Origin of the sequence: Salinisphaera sp. Q1T1-3, from assembly GCF_003602005.1 — a bacterium.
GTDB lineage: Bacteria > Pseudomonadota > Gammaproteobacteria > Nevskiales > Salinisphaeraceae > Salinisphaera.
In genome coordinates this window covers 23,524-45,790 of record NZ_QZWD01000003.1, presented here as the reverse complement: position 1 = coordinate 45,790, position 22,267 = coordinate 23,524, and the positions used below count along the sequence as shown (strand labels likewise).

Genomic DNA, 22,267 nt, shown 5'->3' with positions numbered 1-22,267 from the left:
CAACATTCTTCGGGCTGCCACCGCCCATGTCGAACGATCGTTTTCTCCGCGCACTGGCGCATGAACCCGTGGATGCAACGCCGGTCTGGCTCATGCGTCAGGCCGGACGCTATCTGCCGGAATATCGCGCGCTACGGGAAAAAGCCGGCAGTTTCCTGAACCTGTGCCAGAACCCGGAACTGGCCTGCGAGGTCACGCTCCAGCCGCTGCGCCGATTCGATCTGGATGCCGCGATCCTGTTCTCGGACATCTTGACGATTCCCGAAGCCATGGGGCTTGGCCTGCATTTCGTGGCCGGCGAAGGCCCGAAATTCGAGCACCCCGTACGCACACCGGAAGCGATCGCCAAGCTGTCGGTACCGGACATGGAGGAAACGCTGGGTTATGTGCCGGCCGCGGTGCGCCTGATCCGGCGCGAGCTCGACGGCAAGACACCGCTGATCGGTTTCGCCGGCAGCCCGTGGACGCTGGCGACCTATGTCGTCGAAGGCGGGCCCTCGAAGAACTACGAGCATCTCAAGGCGCTGATGTTCAACGACCCGGCGGCACTGCACCAACTCCTCGATGTGCTGGCCCGTTCGGTAACGGCGTATCTCAACGCCCAGATCGCGGCCGGCGCCCAGGCGGTCCAGATCTTCGACACCTGGGGCGGTGTGCTGTCTCCGGCCAACTACCGGACGTTCTCGCTGGACTACATGCAGCGGATCATCGCAGGGCTCAAGCCCGGGCCGGACGGGCACGTGCCGACGATCGTGTTCACCAAGGGGGGTGGCCCGTGGCTGGAGCGTATCGCCGATGCCGGGCCATCGGCGATCGGGCTCGACTGGACGATCGACATCGACGATGCCGCCGCCCGCGTCGGTGATCGCGTTGCCCTGCAGGGCAACGCGGACCCGGCGATCCTGTTCGCCGAACCGTCGCGCATCCGCACCGAAGTCGCCGATATCCTGACGCGTTTCGGCGACCGCCCGGGGCATGTGTTCAATCTCGGCCACGGGGTGACGCCACAGGTCAACCCGGATCACGTGGCTGCCCTGGTCGACGCGGTTCACGAGTTCTCGGCGCGCTGATGCATCGGCTGGTCGGGTACCTGCGAGGCGCGCTCATCGTCTTTTCGGTGGTTGTGGCGACCCTCGTGGGCGCCGTCCCGCTGATCCCGGCCGCCGTGGCCAAGATCGCCCTGCCGCCCGGCCGGGCACGCCGTCTGGCCTCGCGCGTGGTCTATGCCGTGGCGACCTCCTGGGCCCGGACCGCGAATCGACTGATTCTGGGACTTTCCGGCACGCGCATCGATTATCACCAGGGTATGACCGACGACCCCGACGGGCGTTATGTGCTCATCTCCAATCACCAGAGCTGGGCCGACATCATGCTGTTGATCGCGGCCATCGATCCGCAGCTGCCGTTTCCGCGCTTCTTCATCAAGGAACAGCTGCGCTGGCTGCCGGTAATCGGCCTGGCCTGCTGGGCACTCGACTTCCCGTTCATGAAACGTCACAGCCGGGCGGCGATCCAGGCCGACCCGGCACGCCGTCACGAAGACATGCGGACCATCCAGCGGGCCTGTGCCGTGTTTCGCGATGTGCCGGTCTCACTGGTCAATTATGCCGAGGGCACGCGCTCGACGCCGGCCAAACGGGCCGCCGTCGACAGCCCCTATGCCACGATGCTGCCACCCAAGGCCGGTGGCACCGCCTTCGCCGTCAACGCCATGTCCGGCGTGCTCGACGGCATTCTCGACATGACGCTGGCCTATGTGGACACACCCGTGCCCTCGTTCTGGAATCTGTTGTGCGGCCGGATTCCGTCGATCGCCATCCGGGTGCGCTACCTGCCGTTGCCCGAGGCACTGGCCAACGGCGATTACGGCGCCGATGCCACGTATCGCGATCGTTTCAAGACGTGGCTGAACGAGCTCTGGGCGGCCAAGGACACAGCGGTCGCGCGCCTGCAGGACCCGAACGATCCTGCCCGACGTTTCGACGATCTGAGCGGGCCGACCACGGCGCGTGACTGAAGCGCCGCTCGCGCCGGCGGCGGCGTCCCCGGCCGATTTTCTCGACCCCGCGCATCGGCTGTGGTGGCTGCTCGCCCTCTACGGCTTCATCGCGCTGATCTATGCCCGCGGGCTCTGGCGTCGCCGCCGCACCGCCGATGTACTGCCGGCGCTGGCGTTCTTCGCCGGCCTGGCCGGCCTGTACCTGTTCACTCAGACCGGGCTGGATACGCTGGGTCGGCGCCTGTTCTATGTGCACCGCCTGCAGCATCTCGTGCTGCATCATCTGGCACCGTTTCTGATCGCCCTGGCCGCCCCATCGGCCGTTCTGGTCTCGGGCCTGCCCGCCGCCGCCCGCCTGGCGCGCCGGCTTCGCCGTCTGCCCCGACGGTGGGTAGCCCCGGTAATCGCCGGCTATCGCGCGATCCAGCAGCCGGTCCTCGGCGCGCTGCTGTTCGTGGGCCTGATCGCTCTCTGGCTGACTCCGGCCGTTCATCATCTGGCCATGGCCTCCGGTTTCGGATATTGGCTGATGAATCTGTCGATGGCGATCGAGGGACTGGCTTTCTGGTGGTTCATGCTCGATCGCCGCCTGCCCGGTTCACACCCGACCACGCACGGCATCGGCACGCGTATCGTCGTGCTATGGGCGGTGATGCCGCCGCAGATCGCCATCGGGGCGTTCATCACGCTGGCACCGGTCGGGCTCTATCCGGGTTACGGGCCCGCCGAACAGGCCTACGGGATCTCGCCCGGCGTCGATCAGCAGGTCGGCGGCCTGCTGACCTGGATTCCGCCGGCCATGATGAGCCTGGTCGGCACGCTCGTGCTCATGCGCTTCGGTTTTGTCCAGCATCGCGACCGATCTCGTCCTGGAGTTCGGCATGGCGATCCCGATCGAGCGGGAAATCCCACATCAGGCGAATGACGCCGAGCTTGATGATGACCGGCAGCAACCCGTACAGCGCGACCAGCGTCCAGCGGGCGGTGGCGTCGTTGTCCTGACCGGCGTCGAAGCCGGCCAGCCAGAGGACCGGATAGGCGATTCCCAGCGCCAGCGTGAAGGCCAGCTTGGTCGCCATGCCCCAGAGACCGAAATACAGGCCGGCCCGGCCGTCGCCGCCGGCCGCCGTGTCTTCATCGATCACATCGGCCTGAATCGAAGCGGCCGTGGCCTGATCCACCCCGAGACAGGAGCCGCCGAGGATACAGATCAGCGTATAGCCGATATAGCCGTAGGTGCTGTCGGACAGCGTGACGGTGAAGATGAACACCGCGGCCACGAAACCCATCGAGGCACACCACAGGCGATGCTTGGACCAGTGCTTGCCGATCCAGAACCAGACCGGCAGCCCGGCCACGCCGGACAGAAAATAGATGGCCAGGAACATCCCGGCCGTGGCATGACTGGCCCCGAGAATCGACTGTACGAAGAACAGGAACAACGCCGCCGGGAGACCATTTGCGGCCCCGTTGAGCAGATAGGCGATGAGCAGCCGCCGGAACGGCCGGTTGGATGTCAGCAGACGCACGCTTTCCGACCAGGGCACGCGCGAGGCTGTACCGCTCGGCTCGGGCACGCGCCAGATATAGAGCGCCACCGCGATCGGCAGGGCCACGATCAGGAATCCGGCGATGGCCATCAAGCCGGCGGCCTGTCCGCCTGCGATCTTCGCGACCCCGGCCGGCAGCATGATGGCGACCATCGTCCCGAGGACGAAAAAACCCTCGCGCCAAGCCGTGATACGCGTGCGTTCGTCGTAATCGGCCGACATCTCGGCGCCCATCGTCGTGTACGGCAGATAGATCAGCGTCCAGCCGAGATAGGCCACGATGCTCCAGATCAGCAGATAGGCCGCGCTGGCCTTCTCGCCCGGCACGAACAAAAACCAGGCCGCCAGCATGAGAATCGGCGTACCGGCCGCGATATAGGGTCGCCGGCGTCCGAGGCGCAATCGCGTGCGGTCCGAGGCGGTCCCGATGGCTGGGTCGGTCAGCACATCGAACAGTCGTGCGGCGAAGATCATCACGCCGACGATGCCGGTGTTCAGCCCCGGCATCTGCGAATAGAACGGCGGCAGGAACACGGTCAGCGGCAGGCCGAGGGCGGCCAGCGGCAGCCCCAGCAGGCCATAGGGCAGCAGCTGGCTGATCGGGTAACGCGATGTGCCGCGGCTCACTCGCCAGCTCCGGGCTGCTCGAAGACGATCTGCATGAGATCGATATGCCCGGACGAGAAACCGGCGGTGCAATAGGCCAGGTAGTAACGCCACATGCGATAGAACGTTTCGCCGCGCTCGGCCACGATGGCCTCGCGCTCGGCCGTCACACGGTGGTCCCAGCGTGCCAGCGTACGAGCGTAATCGCCGCCGAAGAACGCGCGTTCGCGCTCGTCAAGACCCGCGCGGGCTGCACAGGCACCGAACACCGACGGCGAGGCGAGCATGCCGCCGGGAAAGATATAGCGCTGGATGAAATCGGCGCGGCGCCGATAGAGCTCGAAGCCGGCTTCGTCGATGGTGATCGCCTGCAGGGCGGCCCGCCCGCCGGGTTTCAGGGCAGCCCGAATGGCGGCGAAGTAGTCCGGCCAGTAGGCCTCGCCGACAGCCTCGTACATCTCGATCGAGACGATGTGATCGAAGCGCTGCGTGACATCACGATAATCGCGCAACACGAACGCGATGCGATCGGACAGACCGGCGGCCTCGGCCTGCTTGCGGGCAAACGCCAGCTGTTCCTCGGACAGCGTCAGACCGGTGACACGCACATCGGCGTGGGCCGCGGCGTAGCAGGCGAAACCGCCCCAACCACAGCCGATCTCCAGAATGTGTTCGCCGGGACGAGGCGCGAGTCGGTCGAGCAGGCGTTGATACTTGGCCCGCTGGGCCTCGGCCAGCGGCTGTTCCGGATAGGCGAACAGCGCGGCCGAATAGGTCCAGGTCTCGTCGAGCCAGCGCGCATAGAAGCTGTTGCCGAGATCATAGTGATAGGCAATATTGCGTCGCGCCCCGCGACGGCTGTTGGCACGCAGCCGATGACGCAGCCGGCCAAGCATCTTGCCGGTCCAGGCGAGCGCCGGCACGGCCGGCCGCAACGATGCTTCGTTGCGATGCAGCAGTTCCAGCGCCACCGCCAGCTCGGGGCTGTCCCATTCGCCGGCCATGTAGCCCTCGGCCAGGCCCAGCGCGCCGCCGGTGACCAGCCGGCTCACCAGGCGCGACGAATGCAGCTTCACGCGGGCGCTCGGGCCATCCACGGCGCCCCGGAAACAGGCCCGGCCCCCGTCGGGCAGCAAGAGCTCGAGCGTGCCGCTCTGCAGACGCTCCAACCGCCGCAGCAGCAGTCGCGTGCGCCAGTCCTGACGCGTTGCGGCATCGATGGTCACGTCGGTCGGATTCAGTGCCTGCGCGCGTTGTGACTTGCTTGTGGTCAACAGGCGGCCCCCTCAGGATACTGGGCGTCGAGAATACTACGAGCGGTTCGGTCTTTCGGGTGCAGGCCGACGACGAAAACCGGCCCCGCGACACCACAGCTTGAGCGCCTGCCAGTGAATGGCCAGCGTCACTTTGGCACTCATCCAAGGCACCGCCACCGCGGCGATCAGGATCTCGCGGCTCGACAACACCCGACGATGCCCGGATACCGCGGTCGCGATCCGTAGCGCACCGGCCTCGTCGTAGAGCCGTATCCCCAGCCCCAGGCGCGCTTCCGGCGCCAGCAGATGAAATCGATATTCACCGCTGCGATCGAAGAACGGCGAGACATGAAACCGCTTGGTCTTGGTCCGAGTCTGCTGCCAGGCCATCGGTCGCCCCGCGTCATGCAGCACGTAGACATGGTGCTCGCCGAAGGTGTTGTGAACCTCGGCCAGCACCGCGCGCAGCGTCGTGTCCGCGTGATGACAGTAATAGAGACTGATCGGATTGAAGCCGTAGCCGAGCACGCGCGGCATGCACAACAGCCGGATCCGGCCGCCGGCCAGGTCGATGTCGTGCTCGGCCAGCACGGATTCCGCCCACGGCCGCAGCGGGCGACCGTCGTGCGGGCCATGGTCCCGGTCGTGGAAAGACAACAGGTTGAATCGATTGCGCGACAGAAACGCGGACGCTGCACAGGCAGCGTCGATCCCATCGAGATCGAGCAACAGGTGGTACGTCCGATACCGGAATCGATAACGCGGCGGGCCCGGACGACGATGGGTCACATCCGCCCGATAGAGACAGGCGTCTAGGCGGCCCACGGCGCGGTCACACCGAGCTTGGCCGCCACACGCGTCGCACTGACCAGCCCGTCTTCATGAAACCCGTAGCCGCTCCAGGCCCCGCAATACCAGATATTGCCCCGGCCCTGGATCTCGTCGAGCCGGCCCTGGGCCTCGACCGCCGCGCGATCGAAGATCGGATGATCGTATGCGACCTCGGCAATCACGCTCTCGGGGACCGGCTCGAACAACGGGTTGAGCGTGACGAAATACGAGCGCGCCTCCGGAATCGACTGCAGTCGGTTCATCCAGTAGGTCACCGCCACGCGTTGCCCGGAAACCTCCGCGCGATCGGCCAGATAGTTCCACGACGACCAGACCGCGCGCCGGCGTGGCATCAATCGTGGGTCGCTATGCAGGATCGCCCGGTTGGGCTGGAAGCGAAAAGCACCGAGTACGCCACTTTCGTCGTCGTCGGCGTCGATCAGCAGGCGATGTGCGGTATCGGCATGACAGGCAAAGATCACGTGATCGAATCGCTGGGTGATGCCACGCTCGGTGATCAGGGTGATGCCATCAGCCTCGCGACGTACGCGGGCGACCGGGTTGGCCACGCTCACCCGATCGCCGAGCATGGCCCAGGCGGCCTTGACGTAGGCATGGCTGCCGCCGACAACCGTGCGCCACTGGGGCCTGTCCTTGAGATCGAGCAGGCCGTGATTGTCGAAGAAACGCAGAAACGGCGCCAGCGGAAAGCCGAGCGTATCGGCCGTGGGCATCGACCAGATGGCCGCCGCCATCGGCAACAGATAACGCGCCCGAAACGCCTGGCCGTAGCCGTGCGCATCCAGAAAGCCACCGAGCGTGGCCTCGGGGAACCAGTTCTTTTCGAGAAAGCGTTTGGCCTGCTTGTTGAACCGCAGGATGTCGCGAATCATGCGCCAATGCGCCGGGTCGGCCGCCAGCCGGGGCTGGGCGAACAGCTTGCGCCAGGAATCCCCCGCCCACTCGATCGCAGCCTGGCCGATCGAGACACCGAAGGACATGTCGCTGGGCTGCGTGGCAATGCCCAGCTCATCCAGAAACGCCCGGAAATACGGGTAATTGCGGTCGTTGAGGACGATGAAACCGGTATCGACCGGCTGCGAACCGTCCACGATCGTGCGCACATGACCGCCGAGCGTCTCGTCCGCTTCGAACAGCGTCACATCGGCTGCATCCCGGAGCAGCCAGGCCGCGCCGATTCCCGCAATGCCGCCACCGACGACCGCAATCCGTGTCATTTACGAAATCCTTGCCTGCAATACGGCCATGTTGCCACGTGCCGGCCCTGTATGTGCGTCGACTTCGGCCGGATGAGACTTTGTGTCGATTTTGCTCTTTGGCTATGCTCGGCCTCGCCTTTTTGATCGCGCGACGGTTGGATGACCGTCGCGGGACGAATTCATACCGCCAGCCATCCATCAGGAGCCGCCATGAAAGATCCCGTACGCGTTGCCGTGACCGGGGGCGCCGGCCAAATCAGCTATTCGCTGATCTTCCGCATCGCCACCGGCGAGATGCTCGGCCACGACCAGCCGCTCATTCTTCAGCTGCTGGAAATCCCCCCGGCCATGGAGGCGCTCAAGGGCGTCATCATGGAGCTCAACGACTGTGCCTTCCCGCTGGTCACCGAGATTCATGGCACCGACCAGCCGGAAGAGGCCTTCAAGGACGTCGACTACGCGCTGCTGGTCGGCTCGCGCCCGCGCGGCAAGGGCATGGAGCGTTCCGACCTGCTCAAGGCCAACGGCGATATCTTTTCCGTTCAGGGCAAGGCCCTCAACGATCATGCCTCGCGCGACGTCAAGGTGCTGGTGGTCGGCAACCCGGCCAACACTAACGCTCTGATCGCGGCCAACAACGCCCCGGACCTGGACAACGGCCAGTTCACGGCGATGACGCGTCTGGACCACAACCGGGCACTGACCCAGCTGGCCCAGAAAACCGATACGCAGGTCACCGACATCGACGGTCTGATGATCTGGGGCAACCACAGTTCCACCCAGTTCCCCGATCTGTCGCATACCACCGTCAAGGGCAAGCCGGCGCTCGAACTGGTCGATCAGGACTGGTACGAGAACGACTTCATTCCCACGGTTCAGAAACGCGGCGCGGCGATCATCGATGCGCGCGGCGCCTCCTCGGCGGCCTCCGCGGCCTCGGCCGCACTGGACCACATGCGCAACTGGGTCGCCGGCTCCGACGGCCAGATCGTGTCGATGGCCATCCCCTCGGACGGCAACTACGGCATCGAGCCGGGCATCATGTATTCCTACCCTGTGGTCTGTGAAAACGGCGACTATCGAATCGTGACCGGTCTGTCGGTCAACGATTTCGCCCGCGCGCGCATGGACGCCACCGAAGCCGAGCTGCGCGAGGAACGCGAGGCCGTAGCACACCTGCTCTGATCGGCACACGCCGGCGCCTCGACTGGAAAAGCCGGCCGTCGTGCCGGCTTTTTCGTGGGTACTGGTGCCCGCCGGCCGGCTCGTCTTTTGTCCCGACGAGCGAGCCGCTATCGTCGAGGCCCGTCCTGTCGTTGCGGTTTTTCGTGCTCATGCGTCTTCGCTCGATTCTCATCGCCCTGGTCTGGCTCACCATGGTCACGAGCGCCTCGGCCGCGCCACACGCCACCCCATGGCCTCGTTGGCAGGCCCACGATGCGTCCTCGACGAAAACCATCGACAACACGGCTTACAACGCGTTTCTCGCCCGTTATGTGGTCGTCGACCACGACGGACCGAACGGCGTTCGCTACGGTGCCGTCACGGCCGCGGACATAGGCCGGCTCGGGGCCTATGTCGCGCATCTCGAATCACTGCCGATCGATGACTACAGCCGCAACGTGCAGCGCGCCTACTGGATCAATCTCTACAACGCCGAGACGCTCTATCTCGTCGCCGTGCACTGGCCGGTCGACTCGATTCACGATATCGACAGCGGGCTGTTCGATGCCGGTCCCTGGGACGAAAAACGACTGACCGTCGAGGGCGTGCGCTTGAGCCTGGACGATATCGAGCATCGGATCCTGCGGCCCATCTGGCCGGACGGCATGGTGCATTACGGCCTCAACTGTGCCGCGATGTCCTGTCCGTCACTGCGGGCACGTGCCTACACCGGGGCCGACGTCGATCAGGCACTGGCCGACAACGCACGAGCCTATATCAACAGCTCGCAGGGCGTGCATCTCGTACATCGACGTCTGATCGCCTCGCGCCTGTACCACTGGTACGCCGCCGATTTCGGCGGGCGCGCTGACGTACTCGCCCATCTGCGCCGCTTCGCTGGACCATCGCTCACAGCCCGGCTCACAGGGCGTGATCGTATCGACCGTTATACCTACGACTGGCGCGTGAACTCGGCCGCCAACGTCGCCGCAACCGCCGACACCCCTTAGCCGGGCGGCTCGTCCGGGCGTGTTCAGCCCGTCCGGCGGGCGATGGGCGAGACCCACATGATCGGTCCCTGCGGCTGGCTCTGGCGGGCATCGGCGTTTTCCATGGACACCACGAGCTTGCCGCCGTCGGACATCGCTCGCCGTGCATCGCTGGACAACGGCATCGCATAATCGCCGGCCGTGTGGGGCAGCGTGCCGACAAGCAGCGGCGCCGCGTCCCCGGACTTGACCCAGAGCTTGAGCGCCTTGCCATGCGGCACGCGATAGTCGCTCATGGCCTCGACCGACAGGGTCTTGCCATTGGGATCCGGCGTGGTCACGAGCCAGCTGGTGCCCGTGGGCTGATCGTAGATCACGCTGGCCATCGCCGGATTGCCCGACGTGTGCGTCTGCATCGGCTGAAACAGGCCCACCGCCAGTATCAATGCCAGTACCGCCGCGACCGCACTGGCGCCAAAGGCCACGCCGCGCCAGCGCCGCCGTGGTCTCGGCGCGCGGCGAGACGGCTCGCTGGGGCGCGCGTCTGCCTGCGCCGGCCGGGCCTCGATCCCCGTGCGACGCGCAACCCGATCCCAGACCGCGCCCGGCGGACGCACGGGCGCCAGGTCCTCGCCCAACCGAGCCAGACGCGCTTCCCAGGCCGACAGACAGGCACGTGCGCCGGCATCGTCGACCAGACGTTGCTGGAACGCACGCGCGGCTTCGGATTCGAGCGTGCCCAGCACGTACTCGGCCGCGGTGAGATTCAGCTCGTCGTCGCGCGGGGCGGTCATGACGTGGCCTCCTCGGACAAGCAGTCCCGCAGCCGCATCAGACCGCGCCGGATCCAGCTCTTGACCGTGCCCAGCGGGGCATCCATGCGTGTGGCGAGTTCCTGATGGGTCATGCCTTCGTAATAGGCCATCAGCACACACTCACGCTGCTCGTCGGACAATCTGCCCATGCAGGCGTTGATCGCAGCCAGCGATTGTTCGTTCTCGTTCTGCTCGAGCGGAGACAAGGCCTGTTCATCCTCCAGCAGCGTCGCCACCCGATCGGGTTCTTCCGGCATGGCAACCTCGGGCTGCTTTCGCCGCAACATGTCCAGCGCCCGATAGCGGGCGATGGACAATAGCCAGGTCAGCGGTGCGCCGCGTTCCGGTGAATAGGTGTCGGCTTTCTGCCAAATACGTACATAAGCGTCCTGGAGCGCATCCTGTGCGCGCTCCGGACGACGCAGAATACGCAGCAACAGCGCATACAGTTGCGAGGAAGTCGCGGCATAAAGCCGCTGAAACGCCTGTTCATCGCCGCCTGCGGTTGCAATCAGCAATGCCTCGAGCTGTTCACGCTCGGCCATGGCATCGCCCTCCGCGGACGCAGCGGGTCCAAACAACGCAAATCATCCGCGAGCCCGTCATCGATCGATCCGCATAGTTTGGCCTGTCATGGCCGCCGGCTCAATCGGCGAGCGTCTTTTGTCAACGCAGCGCGCCCCCGCAACTGCTGCCCTGGCCGGCCGTACAGCCATAACAATGATCGCCGACACCGATCGATCGGCCGGCCAGATCGGCATCGATCAGCGCGCCCAGCGTGATCGGTGCGCCACCGCCCAGCGGCAGCGCCAGCATCTGGTTGAAGTCGCAGTCGTGGACATGCCCCTGCCAGTCGACGCTGATCAGCCCGCGACACATCACCGAGGCCAGATTGTCCTGTCGATAGGCATCTTTGAGCAGCTGCATGTACGCGCCGTATTCACCGTCGCGCATCAGGGCCCGCGCGTAGCGCTGGATCGGCATGTTGGCAAGCGTGAACAGGTGATTGAAGACCAGACCGAAGCGCGCGCCGAGAAAACGCCGATAGTCTGCCTCCAGCACATTCTGATCCGGTGGCAGGACGGGCGCGACCGGGTTATAGACCAGATTCAGTGCCAGTCCGCTGTTCGCCTGCCCGTAGCCGCGCGTGTTGAGCTTCTCGAGCCCGGCGATGCTGGCCTCGAACACGCCCTTGCCGCGCTGGGCATCGACGTTGTCGGCCGAATAGCAGGGCAACGAGGCAATGACTTCCACGCCGTGCGCGGCCAGAAAATCGGCGCTCCATTCGTAACCGGGCTCGACCAGGATCGTCGGATTGCAACGATCGATGACGTGGACATCCCGCTCGCGCAGGCACTGCACGAAGTCCCGGAAATGCGGATTCATCTCCGGCGATCCGCCGGTCACGTCGACCGTCGTGATGTGCTGGGCATCGACGAATGCCAGCGCCGTGGCCATCGTCTGCCAGTCCATGAGCTCGGTGCGCTTCGGACCGGCCGCCACATGACAGTGCGTGCAGGCGATATTGCACAGATAGCCCAGATTCATCTGCAGCGTATGCAGCGGCCCCCGCCTGATCGCGGGAAAATCGGTCTGTCCGGCTTGCTGTTCAATCACATCAGCCATGCTACGACCTCCTCGAGACGGACACGCCAGTCTAGGGCGTGTTGAGGGTTCGTTCGAGCGCCGCGTTGGCGCCACAAATCGTGTCCGGCAAGGCGCAAGTCGCCGTATCGTGGCGTGCCACGATCAAGGCTCGCAACGCCACGCCTCACGTCATAGACCGGCCCGTCGCCGGGCCGTGACAATCCGTCGCGGCACGTTCGTGAATGGCACGCCCACCCTCGATACGCCCGCAGGCGCGTCGCGGTTTCAGGCCGTGTCTCGCGCACGGGCCGCGCGGCATGAGTTGAATCACGGGGCCACGGAACTCATTCTCTGGCACTGCCTGCATCCGACAACGGAATGACACCGTGCCCAACACCTTCCCCGGCCATTTCCCCGCCACACGTCTGCGTCGTGCACGCGCCCGCGATTTTTCGCGCCGTCTGTCGCGCGAACACCGTCTGTCGGTCGATGACCTGATCTACCCCGTATTCGTCACCGAAGGCGAATCGGTCGAGATCGCCTCGATGCCCGGCGTGCGCCGACATACGCTCGACGAGCTGATGGCCGAGATCGACGAGGTCGCCGCGCTCGGCATTCCGGCGGTGGTGCTGTTCCCGGTCATCGACGACGCCAAGAAGACGCCGGACGCCGCCGAGGCCGCCAACCCCGACGGACTCGTCCCGGAAACAATTCGCCGCATCAAGGCCGCGCATCCGACGCTCGGCGTGATCACCGACGTCGCACTCGACCCGTATACCAGCCACGGACAGGACGGTGTGATCGACGATTCGGGCTACGTGCTCAACGATCAGACGATCGATCTGCTCGTGGCCCAGACTCTGGCCCACGCCGATGCCGGAGCCGATATCGTCTCGCCCTCGGACATGATGGACGGGCGCATTGCGGCCATGCGAGCCGCGCTGGAAGACGCAGGCCACGTCAACACGATCATCATGTCGTACGCGGCCAAGTTCGCCTCCTGCTACTACGGCCCGTTCCGCGAGGCAGTCGGCTCCGCCGCCAATCTCGGCAAGGCCGACAAGCGTACCTATCAGGTCGATCCCGCCAATACCGACGAGGCCCTGCGCGAAGTCGCACTCGACCTCAAGGAAGGCGCCGACATGGTCATGGTCAAGCCCGGCATGCCCTATCTCGACATCATTCGGCGCGTGAAGGACGAATTCGGCGTGCCGACCTTCGCCTACCATGTCTCCGGCGAATACGCGATGCTCAAGGGCGCGATCGACAACGGCTGGCTCGATGAGCGCGCCGCGATCATGGAATGTCTGCTCGGCTTCAAGCGCGCTGGCTGTGACGGCATCCTGACGTATTTCGCCAAGGACGCGGCCCGCTGGCTGAACGAGTGAGCAACGCGCACCGTATCGTCGTCGTCGCGCCGTCATGGATCGGCGACATGGTCATGGCGCAGAGCCTGTTCATCGGTCTGCGCCAGCGCCTGCCATCGGCCGTCGTCGATGTCTACGCGCCGCCGGTCACGGCCCGGCTTGCCGCACGCATGCCCGAAATCGACGATGCCGTCGAAAGCGATCTCGGGCACGGCGAACTGGGCCTTGGCAAGCGTCGCCGGGAGGCCGCGACGCTGGCCGAGCGCGGCTACGATCAGGCGATCGTGCTCCAGCGCAGCGCCAAGGCCGCGCTCGTGCCCTGGCTGGCCGGCATCGATCAACGCACTGGCGTACGCGGTGAGCTGCGCTACGGCCTGATCAACGATGTCCGCACAATCGACACGAAGCGCTATCCGCTCAAGGTCGAACACTATGCGTTGCTCGGCCTGGCGCACGATGACGAACCGCTCGGCTCGATCGCCCGCCCCTGTCTGAGCGTTGATCACGCCAACCAGGCCGCGCTGCTGGCACGTCTCGGTCTGTCGAGCGAACGGCCGGCCGTGGGCTTTGCCCCCGGTGCCGCCTACGGCCCGGCCAAGGCATGGCCGACATCCCACTACACGCGACTGGCCGGCGAACTCGATGCCCGCGGCTGGGCCTGCTGGATCTTCGGCAGTGCGACCGATCGCCCCCTGGCCGAGGCCATGGCCTCAGCCGCACCGCGCCACGGTGTCAATCTGGTCGAGCGGACGTCGCTGGCCGATGTCATCGACCTGGCCGCAGCCACGACGCGCTTCATCGGCAACGACACCGGCATCATGCATCTGGCCAGCGCCAGCGCGCCCAGCGTGATCGGACTCTACGGCTCCACCGACCCCGACTATGCGCCACCGCTGGCGCGTGAATCCCAGCGTCTCTGGCGCGGCATGGACTGCTCGCCCTGTCGCGAGCGCGAGTGCCCGCTCAGCCATCACGCCTGCCTGGCCGATCTGTCCGTGGCGGACGTTTTGCATGCCTGTCTGACCCCCGGCGCCGCCCATATCTCCAGCTTGCATGCGTTCACCCACTACTAGGGCGTGTTGAGGCTTCGTGCGAGTCCCCGCCAAGCGCTGTTCTGCGGCAAGATGAGGCGTAGTGCGCGTCGTGCAGTCATTCTGCGCCAGCGGGCTAGAACGCTGGATTGCCGCAAAACAGCACTTGTCCCGAAGGGTTGGGCCACAAATCCCGCCCCGGCGACTCGCGCCTTGCCGGACACGATTTGTGGCGCCAACACGGCCCTCGTACGAAACATCAACACGCCCTATGGCCTGTTTACAGCGCTGAGCGGCGTTCGGCAATCTGACCACCGCACGACTGGTGCCCCCCGGCGGCAGTCCGGGCTCTGGCCGTGGCCGAGGTTTTCGAGATCCATGCGACCGCCCGATATCGTCGAAGAAACCAACCGAGCCGATCCGCGGCTGTCTCTGTGCCGTCTCGACCGAGGAACCCCGATGCAACGTCTGCTGTGCTGTCTTCTGGCTCTCGCCCTGGGCTCAAGCCTGACACTTCCGGCAATGGCCGATGCGGCCACGCTGATCGTGCACGTCACCGACGTGACACAGAGCCAGGGCATGGTGCGGGTCGCGGCCTGCGACCGTGATCATTTCACCGAAGCCTCCTGTGCCTACACCGGCTCTGCCAAGCCCGAAAACGGCGTGGCCACGGTTGTGCTACGGGACGTGCCGCCGGGCGTGTACGCCGTTCAGGCCTATGATGACGTCAACGGCAACGACAAGCTCGATACCAACTGGATCGGCTGGCCGAAGGAAGGCATGGGCTTTTCCAACGACGCGAAGATGCACCATGGCCCGCCGAGCTATGACGACGCCGCGATCCGGCTCAGCGAGCCCGGCGGCACGATCCGCTTCGGGATGCGTTACTTCTAGGGCCTGTTGATGTTTCGTTCGAGCGCCTTTTCGTCGAGAGACCGCAGTGTGTCCGGCAAGGCGCGAGTCGCCGGGCGCCCATCGTCGATTTTTCATGGGCGGCCCAACCCTTCGGGACAAGCGCCCCAAAATCAAAAACACGACGGCAATACAGCGTTCTAGCAGGCTGGCGCAGAATGACACGCTATGCCTGCGACGCCTCGTCTTGCCGCCCATTGTCAATTTCAGGGCGCGCTTGGCGCGGACTCGCACGAAACATCAACAGGCCCTAGGCCGCGCGGACGGCGGCCAGGAGTGCTTTCAACGCAGCCCAACGCCCTGCCAGGCGTCGACCGTGCGCGATGCCGAGATAGGCCTTGAACAAAGCCGCGTCGCGCGGTCGGGGCGGCGCCAGATGCGGCCGCGCCCGCGTGTGACGGCGCATGATGACGCGTGGCCGGGTCATCGCACGCAATCCTTCCAGGCCGCGCGTCGCGCCGTAACCGCTGCCGCGACCGCCGGCGAACGGCACCCGCGGATCCGCAGTCGGGACGACGAGATCATTGATGGTGATCATGCCGGCGTCGAGCCGGTCCGCCAGGGCATGGGCCGCCGCAGGTGCCCCGAACACCGCGGCGCCAAGGGCATACCGGCTGGACTGATCCCGGCGCAGCGCCTCGTCGATGTCGGCCACGGCGATCATAGAAGCCGCCGGCGCGAACAGATCGCCCGGCAGCGCCGGCCGGTCGGCCTCGGCATGCGCCAAGATACAGGGCGCCATGTGTGGCGTATCGCTGCCCGGTGCGCGCCCCAGCACATGCCAGCCGGCCGCAGCAGCGTCTGCGATCGCGCGATGTGCGATCGCAAAAGGCGCCTCGGCCACCGTACGCGCGGGCGCCTGGGCCAGCGCCTCGTTCAAGGCCGCGACCAGTGCCGGATAACGGCCCGCCGCCACGTAGATACGACGCGGCGCGATACAGGTGGCCCCACCGTTCAGGCCCATGCCCCAGACAATGCTTCGTGCCGTCATCTCGATATCAGCCGAATCGAGCACGAACACAGCGTCGTCACCCGACAACTCGAGCGCGGCCGGCACGGCACGCGCGGCCAGCTGCCTCGCCACGGCTTGTCCGGTGGCACGCGCGCCGGTGAGCACGAGCTTGTCGATACGCGCCCCGGCCAACGCCCGGCCCGTGGCGGTCTCGTCATCGAGCAGCTGAAACAGATCGGCCGGCAGGCCGGCCGCAATGAGCGCCGCACGTAACCAGACCAGCGGCGCCGCCGCGCCCGGCGCCGGCTTGACGACCACGGCGTTACCGGCGGCGAGCGCCTGCAGAATCTGCACTCCGGCCAGCAGCAGCCGGTAATTGCCCGGCGCGATGATCGCTACCACGCCGTGCGGAATACGCTCGATGCGGCCGCGCACGCCCCAAAGCCAGGCCGGCCGGCCGGCGCGTCCAACCCGGCGCGGGGCCAGCACGCGCGCCGCGGACCGCTGGATGAAGCGTGCGGCATCGGCCAACGGGATGATCTCGGCGGTCAGGGTTTCGGCCGGGCCCCGGTCGAAACGATCGCCGACCGCGGCCACCACCTCATCGGCCTGCTCGGCCAGCGTATGACGTATACGCCCGATCAGGCGCGCGCGCCGGCTCCGAGGCAGCGCCTGCCAGGCGCGCTGTGCGCCGCGCGCCGCCGCGATCCGCGCATCGATGTCGTCATTGCGCATGCCGTGTCTCGCCGGGGTGACCGGGAATCAGACCGTTGACCCGGTTTCGTCGGCCGGTCACTGACGAAAGCCGAGCCGAACCGCTGTGCGTGTGCATCGTAACCATCCATGCGAGCGTAGACGAAAGATGACACGCGGATGCTCCGGTCACGACAAGGCACAAGCATGATGCAAGAAACTCTCCGCGCCAGCGCTCGCCGGACGATCGCGCGGCTGCGCGCGACGGCCGGCCGTACAACGCCGCGACGTGCCGTGATCATCGGGGCCGGACCGGGCGGACTGGCCACGGCCATGCTGCTGGCCGCCCAGGGGGCCGAGGTGACGCTTCTGGAACGCGAGAACCGGGTCGGCGGGCGGACGTCTTCGCTGGTCATGGACGGCTTCACCTTCGATCTCGGCCCGACGTTCTTTCTCTACCCCGAGATCCTGTCCGAGATTTTCACCGCCTGTGGGCGACGTTTCGAGGACGAGGTCGCGCTGGTGCGGCTCGATCCCATGTATCGGCTGATCTTCGAGGCCGGCGGGTCGATCCTGGCCAGTCATGACGTGGCCAGACTCCAGGCCGAGGTGGCACGCTTCAGCGCACGCGATGCCGAACAGGTGCCCGCGTTTCTGGCGGCCAATCGCATCAAGTTCGATGCGTTTCGCCCACTGTTGCAACGCCCGTTCGCTTCCCTGCGGGATCTGAGCCATCCGGACGTCCTGAAGGCCCTGCCCCTGATGCGCCCGCTGTCCAGCGTGGATACCGATCTCAAACGCTGGTTCGAGCATCCACAGGTGCGCCTGGCGTTCTCGTTCCAGTCGAAATATCTGGGCATGTCGCCTTTCAAGTGCCCGAGCCTGTTCACGATCCTCTCCCATGTCGAGCACGGCTACGGCGTCTATCACCCGATCGGTGGCTGCGGGGCGATCTCCGAGGCGATGGCTCGAGTGGCCCGCGATATGGGCGTGGATATCCGGCTTTCCGAGCCGGTCCAGCGTATCGAATTCGAGGGCAGAAAAGCGGTGGGGGCGATCACCGGTCAGGGGTTCTATCCGGCCGATGCGATGGTGGTCAACGCCGACTTCGCCGGCGCCATGCACAAGATGGTGCCCGACCGGCTACGGCGTAAATGGACCGATGCACGCATCGAGAAGAAACAATACAGTTGCTCGACCTGCATGCTGTATCTCGGCATCGAAGGCGATTATCCCGAGCTGCATCATCATACGATCCATCTCTCGGCCGATTATCTGGATGATATCCGGGCCATCGAGGATCAACGCGCCCCGAAGGATCCGACGCTCTATATCCAGAACGCCAGCCAGACCGATCCCACACTCGCCCCGGCCGGGCACAGCACGATCTACATGCTGGCGCCGGTGGGTAATCTGGGGCCCGACGGCGGGCCTATGGACTGGACCGAGATGGGGCCGCGGTACCGTGATCTGATGCTCAATCGCCTGGCCCGTCTGCTGCACATCGATCGCGCCGTGCTGGATGCGCGCATCCAGACCGAGCACATGATCACCCCGGCCGACTGGGCCACGCGCTACGAGCTTTATCGCGGGGCGACATTCAATCTGGCCCACAATATCGGCCAGATGTTGCACTGGCGGCCCAACAATCGCTTCGAGGATCTGGATCGCGTGTATCTCACCGGCGGCGGCACCCATCCGGGCAGCGGCCTGCCGACCATCTTCGAGTCCGCGCGGATCGCTGCCCGTCTGATCGACGACGACCTGAAACTCTCGCGCAAAGGAGTGCTGTCATGACACGGCCTACCATCGGCATCATCGGCGCCGGCCTGGGCGGGCTGGCCGCGGCCGTGACCGCGGCTGCCCGCGGCCATGACGTCACCGTGTTCGAAAAGAACGCGTGGCTGGGCGGCAAGGCCGCGGTCTGGGAAGAAGACGGGTTTCGTTTCGACATGGGCCCGACGATCCTCACCGTACCCCGCGTGCTCGAGCGGATCTTCGGCGAGGCCGATCGGCCCATCGAGGCGATGCTCGATCTCGTGCGGCTGGATCCGCAGTGGCGCTGCTTTTTCGACGGCGGCGACGTGCTGGACCTGCACCAGGACATGGCCACCATGGACCGGGAGCTGAAAGCCTTTGCCCCGGGCAGCGAGCAAGGCTATCGCGATTTTCTCACGGTGGCCGAGAATCTCTCGCGTATCTCCGACAAGTTCTTCTTCTGGAAGGCGGTCCAGGACTTGAAGGACACTATCGACGTCGGCCAGAACATGTCCTGGAAGACCATGCGCGACGTGATGGCGCTGCGCATGCACCAGTCCATGGGCCAGCTGGTGCGCAAGCACGTCAAAGACGATCGCGTGGCCCAGATGCTCGATCACTTCATCCAGTACGTCGGCTCCTCGCCTTCGGCCTCGCCCGCGGTGTTGGCCGGGATCGCCCATATGCAGGTGGGCGAAGGGGTGTGGTACCCGATGGGCGGGACGCGGGCTGTGCCCGACGCCCTGGTCCGTCTGGCCGAGGCACTGGGCGTGACTTTTCATACCGGCGTCGATGTCACCGAAATCACCCTGGACGGGCGTCGGGCCACCGGGATCAAGACCGGTGACGGTCACAAACACGCCTTCGATCGCATCGTTTCCAACATGGATTCGGTGCGCACCTATCGCGAGCTGGTGGGCGGCGCACCGGGCAAGGCCTTTGCCAAGACCGGCGAGCGCGAGCCGGCCTGCTCGGGCGTCGTGCTCTATCTGGGCCTGGACCGGGCTTACGAGCACCTGGCCCATCACAACTTCGTCTTCTCCCGGAATCCGGAAGAAGAGTTTCATGCCATCTATCACCAGGGCGTGCCGGCGCCGGACCCCACCGCCTATATCGCGGCCCCGGCGCGGACGGAATCGGGCGTTGCCCCGGAGGGCGGCGAGGCGCTCTACATCCTGGTGCATACGCCCTATCTGCGCCCTGGCCAGGATTGGCAGGAGATGCTGCCCGGCTATCGCCAGGTGATCCTCGACAAGCTGGCCCGGGCCGCGGGCATGGACGATCTGAAAGAGCGCATCGTGGTCGAGCGGGCGCTCACGCCGCAGGATATCCACGAGCGTTATCGGGTACTGGACGGGGCGATCTATGGTCTGGCCAGCCACGGCAAGATGATGGGGGCCTTCAAGCCGGGTAATCGCAGCCGTTATGTCGAGGGCCTGTATCTGGCCGGCGGCTCGGCCCATCCCGGCCCCGGCATGCCCATGGCGCTGATGTCCGGCTGGATCGCGGCCGACGCACTGGATGGCGATTTCACAGCACGGCAAGGCGCGGCGTGAAGAAATCGGCACACGATGCCGAGGCCGTCATGGCCCAGCGTTCCCGGCTCGCGGTGACGTTTTTCACCTGGGTGATGCAGCGCCAGATCGCGCGCGAGTTTCATGCCCTGCGTCTGGCCGGCAATGGCCCGCCCGATCTGCCGACCGATCGCCCGGTCGTGGTCTACAGCAACCATCCCGCCTGGTGGGATCCGGCGTTGTTCATCGTGCTTGCGGGCCGCCTGTTCGCCGATCGCCAGAGTTTCGGCCCGATGGATTCGGCGGCCTTGTCGCAGTATCGCGTTCTCCGACGCGTCGGCATATTCGGCATCGAAACCGAGGGCTATCGCGGCGCCGCGCGCCTGCTGCGTATCGCGCGCGGCGTGCTCGCCGCGCCTTCGCGCATGCTCTGGGTCACCGCTCAGGGCGAATTCGTCGATCCGCGAATCCGCCCGGTACGTCTGCGTCCGGGGCTGGCCCGCGTGCTGGCGCGCGTTCCCCAGGCGATCGCGGTGCCCTTGGCGATCGAATACGTGTTCTGGCAAGAGAAACAGCCCGAGGCGCTGTGTCGTTTCGGCGCCCCGATCACCGGCAATGCCCGTACCACCGAACAGCTGGCCGCGGCATTGACCGAAACCATCGATTCGCTGGGCCAGGCGAGCATGACGCGCGACGCAAGCGGTTTCACGACGCTGGTCAGCGGGCGCGTCGGCGTGGGCGGCCTCTATGATCTGGGGCGCCGCCTGCAGGCGGCGGCGCGAGGCCGTGTCTTTGATGCCCGCCACGATCGACAGCCGCCACGATGACCACGCTGGCGCTGGTCGCCCTGGCCTTGGCCGGGCTGTATGCGTGTCTCACCGCCATCAACCTGACGCTGTTCCGCGTGCCGCGTCCCGAGCGACACGGCAACACGCTCGCCATATCGTTGCTCATTCCCGCGCGTGACGAGAGTCGGCGTATCGAAGCGACACTGCAGGCCGCCCTGGCCAGTCGCGATATCGCGTTGGAAATCATCGTGCTCGACGATGGCTCCAGCGACGATACCGCGGCACGCGTCGCCGCACTGGCAGAACACGATGCTCGTGTGCGTCTGATCGCGGGCCGCCCGCTGCCGACCGGTTACAACGGCAAGCAGTATGCCTGTGCCCAGCTCGCCGCCGCCGCCTGCCACGACACCCTGGTCTTCATCGACGCCGATGTGCATCTCGGCCCGGATGCACTGGCCCGTGCCGCCGGTTGGCTGCATCGCCGCCGACTCGGGCTGGCCAGCGGATTTCCCCGTCAAATCACCGGCTCGTGGGGCGAGATGTTGCTGGTCCCGATGATCCCCGTGCTGTTGCTCGGCTATCTGCCCATTCCCCTGGCCCGGCTGTTGCCCCGCGCGCCGAGTCTGGCCGCCGGCTGTGGCCAGTTCATGCTCGTGACCCGCACGGCCTATGAGGCCGCCGGCGGTCATGCGGCCTGTGTACAGCGCATGCACGACGGGCTGAATCTGCCGGCCAACGTTCGTCGTGCCGGCCATGCCAGCGATCTGTTCAACGCTGCCGGTCTGGCGTCATGTCGCATGTACGACGGTTTCACGGCGGCCTGGCACGGGTTTTCCAAGGACGCGACCGAAGGTATGGCCACGCCGCGGGGCCTGCCGATCTGGACCGTCCTGCTGATCGGCGGGCACTGGTTACCGTGCTTGGTGTTCATCGCTGCCATCGTCGGCGCCACGCCGGCGTCGCTGACGATGGCAGCGACGGCGCTCGGCCTGCTCATCGCGGCGCGGCTCGCCGTGGCTGTGGCAACCCACCAGTCCATGCGGGCCGTGCTGTGCCATCCTGCCGCGGTCGTCACAACCCTGGCGCTGCAGTGGCGGGCGCTGATCCTGGCTCGACTCGGACGCCCGCGCGCATGGCGTGGCCGGTTCTACGAGCCCTGAACGCCACGCGGCCGCAAGACGGGCACGCCACGCCATCGTCGCCGGCTTGTCGCCGGCGCCGGCCTCGCCCAGCAT

The 22,267-nt window shown here is 66.1% G+C and carries 20 protein-coding genes; 12 read left to right on the top strand and 8 right to left on the bottom strand.

What is annotated here, in order from left to right:
• Window positions 1-26: 26 nt before the first annotated feature.
• The 3 genes from hemE to D3260_RS04035 are packed head-to-tail and all read left to right on the top strand — an operon-like array spanning window position 27 to window position 2,924.
• On the top strand, window positions 27-1,070 hold the full coding sequence (hemE, locus tag D3260_RS04045; protein WP_120097294.1) for a uroporphyrinogen decarboxylase: 1,044 nt from the start codon (window positions 27-29) through the stop codon (window positions 1,068-1,070).
• Window positions 1,070-2,017 carry an acetyltransferase gene (locus D3260_RS04040; RefSeq protein ID WP_120097293.1) on the top strand — a complete coding sequence of 316 codons (948 nt, stop codon included), beginning with the start codon at window positions 1,070-1,072 and terminating at the stop codon, window positions 2,015-2,017. The genes hemE and D3260_RS04040 overlap by 1 nt, the downstream gene beginning before the upstream one ends.
• Window positions 2,010-2,924 (top strand): cytochrome c oxidase assembly protein, encoded by a 915-nt coding sequence (locus D3260_RS04035; RefSeq protein WP_120097292.1) that lies wholly within the window; start codon window positions 2,010-2,012, stop codon window positions 2,922-2,924. The genes D3260_RS04040 and D3260_RS04035 overlap by 8 nt, the downstream gene beginning before the upstream one ends.
• Here D3260_RS04035 and D3260_RS04030 read toward each other — a convergent pair.
• The 4 genes from D3260_RS04030 to D3260_RS04015 are packed head-to-tail and all read right to left on the bottom strand — an operon-like array spanning window position 2,827 to window position 7,480.
• Window positions 2,827-4,176, bottom strand: a complete 1,350-nt coding sequence (locus D3260_RS04030; protein ID WP_233543952.1) for an MFS transporter — start codon at window positions 4,174-4,176, stop codon at window positions 2,827-2,829. The two genes, D3260_RS04035 and D3260_RS04030, sit on opposite strands and share 98 nt — an antisense overlap.
• Window positions 4,173-5,429, bottom strand: a complete 1,257-nt coding sequence (locus tag D3260_RS04025; RefSeq protein WP_233543951.1) for a cyclopropane-fatty-acyl-phospholipid synthase family protein — start codon at window positions 5,427-5,429, stop codon at window positions 4,173-4,175. The genes D3260_RS04030 and D3260_RS04025 overlap by 4 nt, the downstream gene beginning before the upstream one ends.
• A 36-nt stretch (window positions 5,430-5,465) precedes the next feature.
• A complete protein-coding gene (locus D3260_RS04020; RefSeq protein WP_120097291.1) occupies window positions 5,466-6,236 on the bottom strand; it encodes a DUF1365 domain-containing protein in 771 nt (256 codons plus the stop codon).
• Entirely contained in the window at window positions 6,224-7,480 is a 1,257-nt protein-coding gene (locus D3260_RS04015) for an NAD(P)/FAD-dependent oxidoreductase (protein WP_120097290.1), read from the bottom strand. The genes D3260_RS04020 and D3260_RS04015 overlap by 13 nt, the downstream gene beginning before the upstream one ends.
• 192 nt (window positions 7,481-7,672) lie before the next feature.
• On the opposite strand from D3260_RS04015, the gene D3260_RS04010 reads away from it, so the two are divergent.
• Window positions 7,673-8,647: a malate dehydrogenase gene (locus D3260_RS04010; protein ID WP_120097289.1), complete on the top strand. Its 975-nt coding sequence runs from the start codon at window positions 7,673-7,675 to the stop codon at window positions 8,645-8,647.
• A gap of 149 nt (window positions 8,648-8,796) precedes the next feature.
• The gene (locus D3260_RS04005) at window positions 8,797-9,636 is read left to right on the top strand and encodes a DUF547 domain-containing protein (RefSeq protein ID WP_147418101.1); all 840 of its coding nucleotides are present in this window, start codon (window positions 8,797-8,799) and stop codon (window positions 9,634-9,636) included.
• Between the two features lie 23 nt (window positions 9,637-9,659).
• On the opposite strand, the gene D3260_RS04000 is transcribed toward D3260_RS04005, so the two are convergent.
• The 3 genes from D3260_RS04000 to arsS all read right to left on the bottom strand — a co-directional run bounded on the left by D3260_RS04000 (window position 9,660) and on the right by arsS (window position 12,056).
• Window positions 9,660-10,409, bottom strand: a complete 750-nt coding sequence (locus D3260_RS04000) for an anti-sigma factor domain-containing protein (RefSeq protein WP_120097287.1) — start codon at window positions 10,407-10,409, stop codon at window positions 9,660-9,662.
• The gene (locus D3260_RS03995; RefSeq protein WP_120097480.1) at window positions 10,406-10,975 is read right to left on the bottom strand and encodes a sigma-70 family RNA polymerase sigma factor; all 570 of its coding nucleotides are present in this window, start codon (window positions 10,973-10,975) and stop codon (window positions 10,406-10,408) included. The genes D3260_RS04000 and D3260_RS03995 overlap by 4 nt, the downstream gene beginning before the upstream one ends.
• A gap of 121 nt (window positions 10,976-11,096) precedes the next feature.
• Window positions 11,097-12,056 (bottom strand): arsenosugar biosynthesis radical SAM (seleno)protein ArsS, encoded by a 960-nt coding sequence (arsS, locus tag D3260_RS03990; RefSeq protein WP_120097286.1) that lies wholly within the window; start codon window positions 12,054-12,056, stop codon window positions 11,097-11,099.
• Window positions 12,057-12,403: 347 nt separating this feature from the next.
• Between arsS and hemB the strand changes: the two genes are divergently transcribed.
• From hemB to D3260_RS17435, 3 genes are all read left to right on the top strand, one after another.
• Window positions 12,404-13,405: a porphobilinogen synthase gene (gene hemB / locus D3260_RS03985; protein ID WP_120097285.1), complete on the top strand. Its 1,002-nt coding sequence runs from the start codon at window positions 12,404-12,406 to the stop codon at window positions 13,403-13,405.
• A complete protein-coding gene (waaF, locus tag D3260_RS03980) occupies window positions 13,402-14,457 on the top strand; it encodes a lipopolysaccharide heptosyltransferase II (RefSeq protein WP_120097284.1) in 1,056 nt (351 codons plus the stop codon). The genes hemB and waaF overlap by 4 nt, the downstream gene beginning before the upstream one ends.
• A gap of 417 nt (window positions 14,458-14,874) precedes the next feature.
• Complete coding sequence (locus tag D3260_RS17435) at window positions 14,875-15,309, top strand: DUF2141 domain-containing protein (RefSeq protein WP_158583386.1); 435 nt, start codon at window positions 14,875-14,877, stop codon at window positions 15,307-15,309.
• Between the two features lie 268 nt (window positions 15,310-15,577).
• On the opposite strand, the gene D3260_RS03970 is transcribed toward D3260_RS17435, so the two are convergent.
• Window positions 15,578-17,014, bottom strand: a complete 1,437-nt coding sequence (locus D3260_RS03970; RefSeq protein WP_120097282.1) for an aldehyde dehydrogenase family protein — start codon at window positions 17,012-17,014, stop codon at window positions 15,578-15,580.
• Between the two features lie 165 nt (window positions 17,015-17,179).
• On the opposite strand from D3260_RS03970, the gene crtI reads away from it, so the two are divergent.
• Genes crtI through D3260_RS03950 form a run of 4 tightly spaced genes read left to right on the top strand, consistent with a single transcriptional unit; the run spans window position 17,180 to window position 22,192 of the window.
• Entirely contained in the window at window positions 17,180-18,769 is a 1,590-nt protein-coding gene (gene crtI / locus D3260_RS03965; RefSeq protein WP_233543950.1) for a phytoene desaturase family protein, read from the top strand.
• Entirely contained in the window at window positions 18,766-20,286 is a 1,521-nt protein-coding gene (locus tag D3260_RS03960; RefSeq protein ID WP_120097281.1) for an NAD(P)/FAD-dependent oxidoreductase, read from the top strand. Before crtI ends, D3260_RS03960 begins: the two co-directional genes overlap by 4 nt.
• Entirely contained in the window at window positions 20,283-21,071 is a 789-nt protein-coding gene (locus D3260_RS03955) for a lysophospholipid acyltransferase family protein (protein ID WP_233543949.1), read from the top strand. Before D3260_RS03960 ends, D3260_RS03955 begins: the two co-directional genes overlap by 4 nt.
• Window positions 21,068-22,192, top strand: a complete 1,125-nt coding sequence (locus D3260_RS03950; RefSeq protein ID WP_120097280.1) for a glycosyltransferase family 2 protein — start codon at window positions 21,068-21,070, stop codon at window positions 22,190-22,192. Before D3260_RS03955 ends, D3260_RS03950 begins: the two co-directional genes overlap by 4 nt.
• Window positions 22,193-22,267: the final 75 nt, after the last annotated feature.